Annotated in this window: 1 protein-coding gene; it reads left to right on the top strand. The window is 73.9% G+C overall.

What is annotated here, in order from left to right; genetic code table 11:
• On the top strand, positions 1–5,964 hold a 5,964-nt coding region (locus ACZ7N4_RS26610), incomplete at its 5' end, for an SDR family NAD(P)-dependent oxidoreductase (protein ID WP_471362271.1).
• Between the last annotated feature and the right edge of the window lie 36 nt (positions 5,965–6,000).

The raw sequence follows: 6,000 nt of genomic DNA, 5'->3' as shown, positions 1-6,000 counted from the left end.
CGGGCCGCCGGGCTTCCGGGTGTGTCGTTGGCGTGGGGTCTGTGGGAGCAGGCCACCGGCATGACCGCCCACCTCGACACCGCCGACCAGGCCCGGGTGAGCCGGAGCCGCAGCCAGACCATCGCCTCCGACGAGGGCCTGCACCTGTTCGACGCGGCCCTGCGCACCGGCGACCCCCTGCTCGTCCCGATCAAGCTGGACCTGCGGTCCATGCGGGCCGACGCGGCGGCCGGGCGTGGCGTACCGCCCCTGCTGCGCGGCCTGGTCAAGGTGGCCCGGCAGGCCGCACGGGCAGCCGCTACCACCGACGCCACCGGCGAACTCGCCCGGCAACTCGCCGGGTTGGACCAGGCGGAGCAGGAGGCGCTGCTGTTGGAGCTGGTGCGCACGCACGCGGCGACCGTGCTCGCGCACGCCGGTCCCGAGGGCGTCAAGCCGGACACGGCGTTCCGGGACTCCGGGTTCGACTCGCTCACCTCGGTCGAACTGCGCAACCGGCTCCGCGAGGCCAGCGGCCTCAAACTGCCCGCCACGGTCGTCTTCGACCATCCCACCCCGCTGGCCCTGGCCCGTCACCTGCACGGGGAGCTGGGCGAGACGACGGCGACCGCCCCGGCACCGGCGACGGCACCCGCACTCGCCGACCCGGACGAGCCGATCGCGATCGTCGGCATGGCCTGCCGGCTGCCCGGCGGTGTCAACAGCCCGGAAGAGCTGTGGCGGTTGGTGTTCGAAGGCCGCGACGCGATGTCCGGTTTCCCCGACGACCGGGGCTGGGACCTGGAGGGCCTGTTCGACGCCGACCCCGACAAGGCCGGCACCTCGTACGTCGACCAGGGCGGCTTCCTGCACGAGGCGGCCCTGTTCGACGCCGGCTTCTGGGGGATCTCGCCGCGTGAGGCGCTGGCGATGGACCCGCAGCAGCGGCTCCTCCTCGAAACGTCCTGGGAGGCACTGGAGAGGGCCGGTATCGATCCGCTCTCCCTGAAGGGCACGGACGTCGGCGTCTTCTCCGGCCTGATGGGCCAGGGCTACGGCTCCGGTGGGGAAATCCCCGCCGAACTGGAGGGGTTCGTCACCACCGGCGCCGGCAGCAGTGTGGCCTCGGGACGGGTGTCGTACGTCTTCGGTTTCGAGGGTCCGGCCGTCACCGTGGACACCGCCTGCTCCTCCTCCCTGGTCGCCATGCACCTGGCCGCCCAGGCCCTGCGTAGCGGCGAGTGCTCCCTGGCCCTGGCCAGCGGCGCGGCCGTCATGTCCAGCCCCGGCGCCTTCGTCCAGTTCTCCCGGCAGCGGGGCCTGGCCTCGGACGGCCGCTGCAAGTCGTACGCCGACGCGGCCGACGGCACGGGCTGGGCCGAGGGCGCGGGTGTGGTCGTGCTGGAGCGGCTGTCGGAGGCGCAGCGCAAGGGGCACCGGGTGCTGGCGGTGGTGCGGGGCAGCGCGGTGAACCAGGACGGCGCGTCCAACGGCCTGACCGCCCCCAACGGTCCGTCACAGCAGCGGGTGATCCGCAAGGCGCTCGCCAACGCCGGGCTGACTCCGGCGGACGTGGACGCGGTGGAGGGCCACGGCACCGGCACCGTCCTCGGCGACCCGATCGAGGCCCAGGCCCTCCTCGCCACCTACGGCAAGGGCCGTGATCCGGAACGGCCGCTGTGGCTCGGCTCGTTGAAGTCGAACATCGGTCACACCCAGGCCGCCTCCGGCGTGGCCGGCGTGATCAAGATGGTGGAGGCGATGCGGCACGGCATCCTGCCGCCCACCCTGCACGTCGACGCGCCGTCGTCCCAGGTGGACTGGACGTCCGGGGCCGTGGAACTCCTCACCGAGGCACATGACTGGCCCGACACCGGACACCCCCGCCGGGCCGGCGTCTCCTCCTTCGGCCTGAGTGGCACCAACGCCCACCTCATCCTGGAACAGGCGCCGGAGGCGGCCGACACGCGGGAACCGGTCCTGCCGGCCGGTGGTGTGACGCCGCTCGTACTGACGGCCCGGAGCGCCGGTGCGCTGACCGGGCAGGCGGAGCGCCTGTCCGTCTTCGTCGGACGAACCGACGCCCCCTTGGCGGCCGTTGCGGGTGCCCTGGTGTCCCGGAGGGCGGTGCTGTCCGAGCGGGCCGTGGTCGTCGCCGGGTCGCCGGAGGAAGCGGTGTCCGGACTGGAGTCGGTGGCGGCCGGCGAACCCTCACCGTTCGTGGTCACAGGCACGGGGGCCGACGGGAAGACGGTGTTCGTGTTCCCGGGGCAGGGGTCGCAACGGGTCGGTATGGGCCGGGACTTGTACGCACGGTATCCCGTGTTCGCGCAGGCGTTGGACGATGCCTGTGCCGCCCTGGACACGCAACTGGGGCTGAGGCAGTCGGTCAGGGACGTGGTCTTCGGTGCCGCGGGTGACGGTCTGCTGGACCGGACGGTGTTCACACAGGCCGGGTTGTTCGCGGTGGAGTCGGCGCTGTTCCGGCTGGTGGAGTCCTGGGGTGTGCGGCCGGACGTGGTGGCCGGGCACTCCATCGGTGAGGTCGTCGCCGCTCACGTAGCCGGTGTGCTGTCGCTGGAGGATGCGGCGGCTCTGGTGGCGGCGCGGGGTCGGCTGATGCAGGCCCTTCCGTCGGGCGGTGCGATGGTGGCGGTCGCCGCGACCGAGGCGGAGGTCGCCGAACACCTCAATGACGGCGTGGACTTGGCGGCGGTGAACGCACCCGGCTCGGTCGTGCTGTCCGGTGACGAGACGGCTGTGCTGGCGATGGCGGAGAAGCTGCGTGAGCAGGGCCGTCGGGTGAAGCGGCTGACCGTCTCGCACGCCTTCCATTCGGCGCTGATGGAGCCGATGCTGTCGGACTTCGCCGCTGCCTTGTCGGGGCTGTCCTGGAACGAGCCGACGATCCCGGTGGTGTCGAACGTGACGGGCCGGCTCGCCGAGCCGGGGCAGTTGAGCGATCCGGCGTACTGGGTGGACCACGTTCGCCGTCCCGTCCGTTTCGCGAAGGGGACCAGCGCGTCTGGTGGCGCGGTGTTCCTGGAACTCGGTCCCGGCGGCGCCCTGAGCGGTGCCATCGCGGAGTCGTCCGGCGGGGACGCGGTGAGCGTGGCCGCCCTGCGTGACGAGCGGGACGAGGCGCAGACCCTCCTGTCGGCCGTGGCGCATCTCTTCGTACGCGGAGCGAAGGTGGACTGGGGGGCCACGCTCCCGAAGGGCGCCACCGAGGCGCGTGTGGACCTGCCGACGTACGCCTTCGACCACCGCCACTACTGGCTCCGGATGGCCCCCGCCACGGACGCGGTGGCGCTCGGTCAGAGCACGGCGAACCATCCGCTCCTCGGCGCGGTGGTGCCGTTGCCGCAGTCGGACGGGCTGGTCTTCACCTCGCGGCTGTCGCTGCGCACGCACGCCTGGCTGGCCGACCACCGCGTCGGGGGAGTGGTGGTCGTGCCCGGCGCCGGGCTGGTGGAGCTGGCCGTACGGGCCGGTGACGAGGTCGGCTGCGGTGTCGTGGAGGAGCTGGTGATCGAGGCTCCGCTGGTCGTGCCCGAGCAGGGTGGCGTGCGGGTGCAGGTCACGGTCGAAGCCCCCGACGCGGAGGGCCGCCGCCCGGTGGCCGTCCACTCCGCGCGGGAGGACGCCGTCGGCGAGATCGGTGCGGAGGCGTGGACCCGGCACGCCACCGGACGCCTCACCGGTACGCCGACCACTGCCGACGCCTTCGACTTCACCGCCTGGCCCCCGCCCGGCGCGCAGGCGGAGGACCTGTCCGGTGCGGACGAGCGACTGCTTCGTGACGGGTACGAATACGGTCCGGTCTTCCAGGGGCTGAGGGCACTGTGGCGGCGCGGTGACGAGCGGTTCGCCGAGGTCGCGCTGCCGGACGGACAGCGGGACGCGGCCCGGTTCGGCATCCACCCCGCCCTGCTGGACGCCGCCCTGCACCCGGCGCTGCTGGAGACCACGGCGACGGACGACGCCCAGGTCCGGCAGCCTCTGGAGTGGAGCCGGCTGGAGCTGCACGCCGAGGGCGCCACGGTGCTGCGCGTGCGCCTCGCGCCGTCCGCATCCGGTGCCCTGGCGGTCCAGGCCGCCGACGAGACCGGTGGCACGGTCGTCACGGCGGAGGCCGTCACGCTACGGCCGGTCCCGGCCGAGCAGCTGACGGCGGCGGCCGGCACCGGCGCGGACGACGCGCTGTTCCGGGTGGAGTGGAGCGAGCTGGCGTCCGTGTCCGGTGCCGGTGGGGTGCCGGACGTGACGGTGGTCGAGGCCCGTACCGGCGGCGACGACACGCCTGTGATGCTGGCGGGGCGGGTGTTGGCCGCCGTACAGGGCCGGCTGGCGGAGGAGGGCGCCGAGGACGGCCGGCTGGTCGTGCTCACCCGGGGTGCGGTGCCGGCCGGGGGAGAGGAGGCGGTCACCGATCCCGGCGGGGCGGCCGTGTGGGGGCTGGTGCGGGCCGCGCAGGCGGAGAACCCCGACCGGATCGTCCTCGTCGACACCGAGACGGACGAGGTGGACCTCGACGCGGTTCTCGCGACCGGTGAGCCGCAGGTGGCGGTCCGCGGCTCGGCGCTGTACGTGCCGCGGCTGGCCCGGCTGTCCCCGGCCGGCGGCTCCGGGGCGCCGGCGTTCGACCCCGAGGGCACGGTCCTGATCACCGGCGGCACCGGAATGCTCGGCGCCGCGGTCGCCCGGCACCTGGTCGAGCGGCACGGTGTGCGCCATCTGCTGCTGGCGAGCCGGCGGGGTCCGGAGGCCGAGGGCGCGGATCGGCTCGTCGCCGAACTCGGGGAACGGGGCGCCGCCGTTTCCCTGGTCGCGTGCGACGTCACCGACCGTGACGCGGTCGCCGCGCTCCTCGCCGCCATACCGGACACCCGTCCGCTGACCGGTGTCGTCCACGCGGCACGCGTCTTCGACGCCGGGATGATCGGCGAGATGGACCAGGACCGGATGGACCGGGTCTTCGCCCCGAAGGTGACGGCCGTCCAGCACCTGGACGAGCTGACCCGCGAACTCGCCCCCGAACTGGCCGCGTTCGTTCTGCTGTCCTCCGCCTCCTCCGTCTTCCTGGGCGCGGGCACCGGCGGTTACGCGGCGGCCAACGCCTGCCTGGACGCGGTCGCCCACCGGCGCCGGGCGGCCGGACTGCCCGCCGTCTCGCTGGCCTGGGGACCGTGGGAGCCGACCGGCGGCCAGGACACGGCCGCCGGAGAGACCGCACGGAACCGGACCGGCCGGCGCGGAGGCGTCGTACCGCTCACGCTCGCCGAGGGCATGGAGCTGCTCGACGCGGCCCTGCCGGCGGGTGAGACGCTGGTGGTGCCCGTGAAGCTGGACCTGAGGGCGTTGCGCGCCGACGCCGCGCTGGGCGCCGGTGTCGCCCCCCTGCTCCGGGGACTGGTCCGGACCGGCCGGAAGGCCGCCCGGGCCGGCGCCGGGGACTCCGGTGGACTCGCCCGCAAGCTGGCCACGCTCTCCCCGGCCGAACAGGGGAACCTGCTGCTGACGCTGGTGCAGGGCCAGGTGGCGACCGTCCTCGGACACACCGGGGCGGACCAGGTCAGGGCCGAGACGGCGTTCAAGGACGCCGGGTTCGACTCCCTCACCTCCGTGGAACTGCGCAACCGGCTCCGCGAGGCCACCGGCCTCAACCTGCCCGCCACCGCCGTCTTCGACTACCCGACCCCCCTCGCCCTCGCCCGCTACCTGCACGACCGGCTGGCGCCCGGCGACCAGGCCGCCCCGACCACGCACCCCCTGCTCGCCGAACTCAGCAAGCTGGAGGAGTTGTTGGCCGACACCGCACCCGACGACTCCACCCGCGCCCAGGTCGCCACCCGGCTGCAGGGCCTGCTGACCACCTGGTCCACGGCGAACGTCACCGAGCAGGACGCCGAGCACGGCATGGACTTCGACTCCGCCTCCGACGACGAACTGTTCGAGCTGATCGACACCGAGTTCGGCCATTAGCCACCGATCACCCTGCCGTCGGCCACCCATCACACG

It is taken from the genome of Streptomyces sp. NPDC107654 (assembly GCF_055639035.1).
The sequence above is the reverse complement of the archived record's forward strand: the minus strand, read 5'-3'. Positions and strand labels throughout refer to the sequence as shown.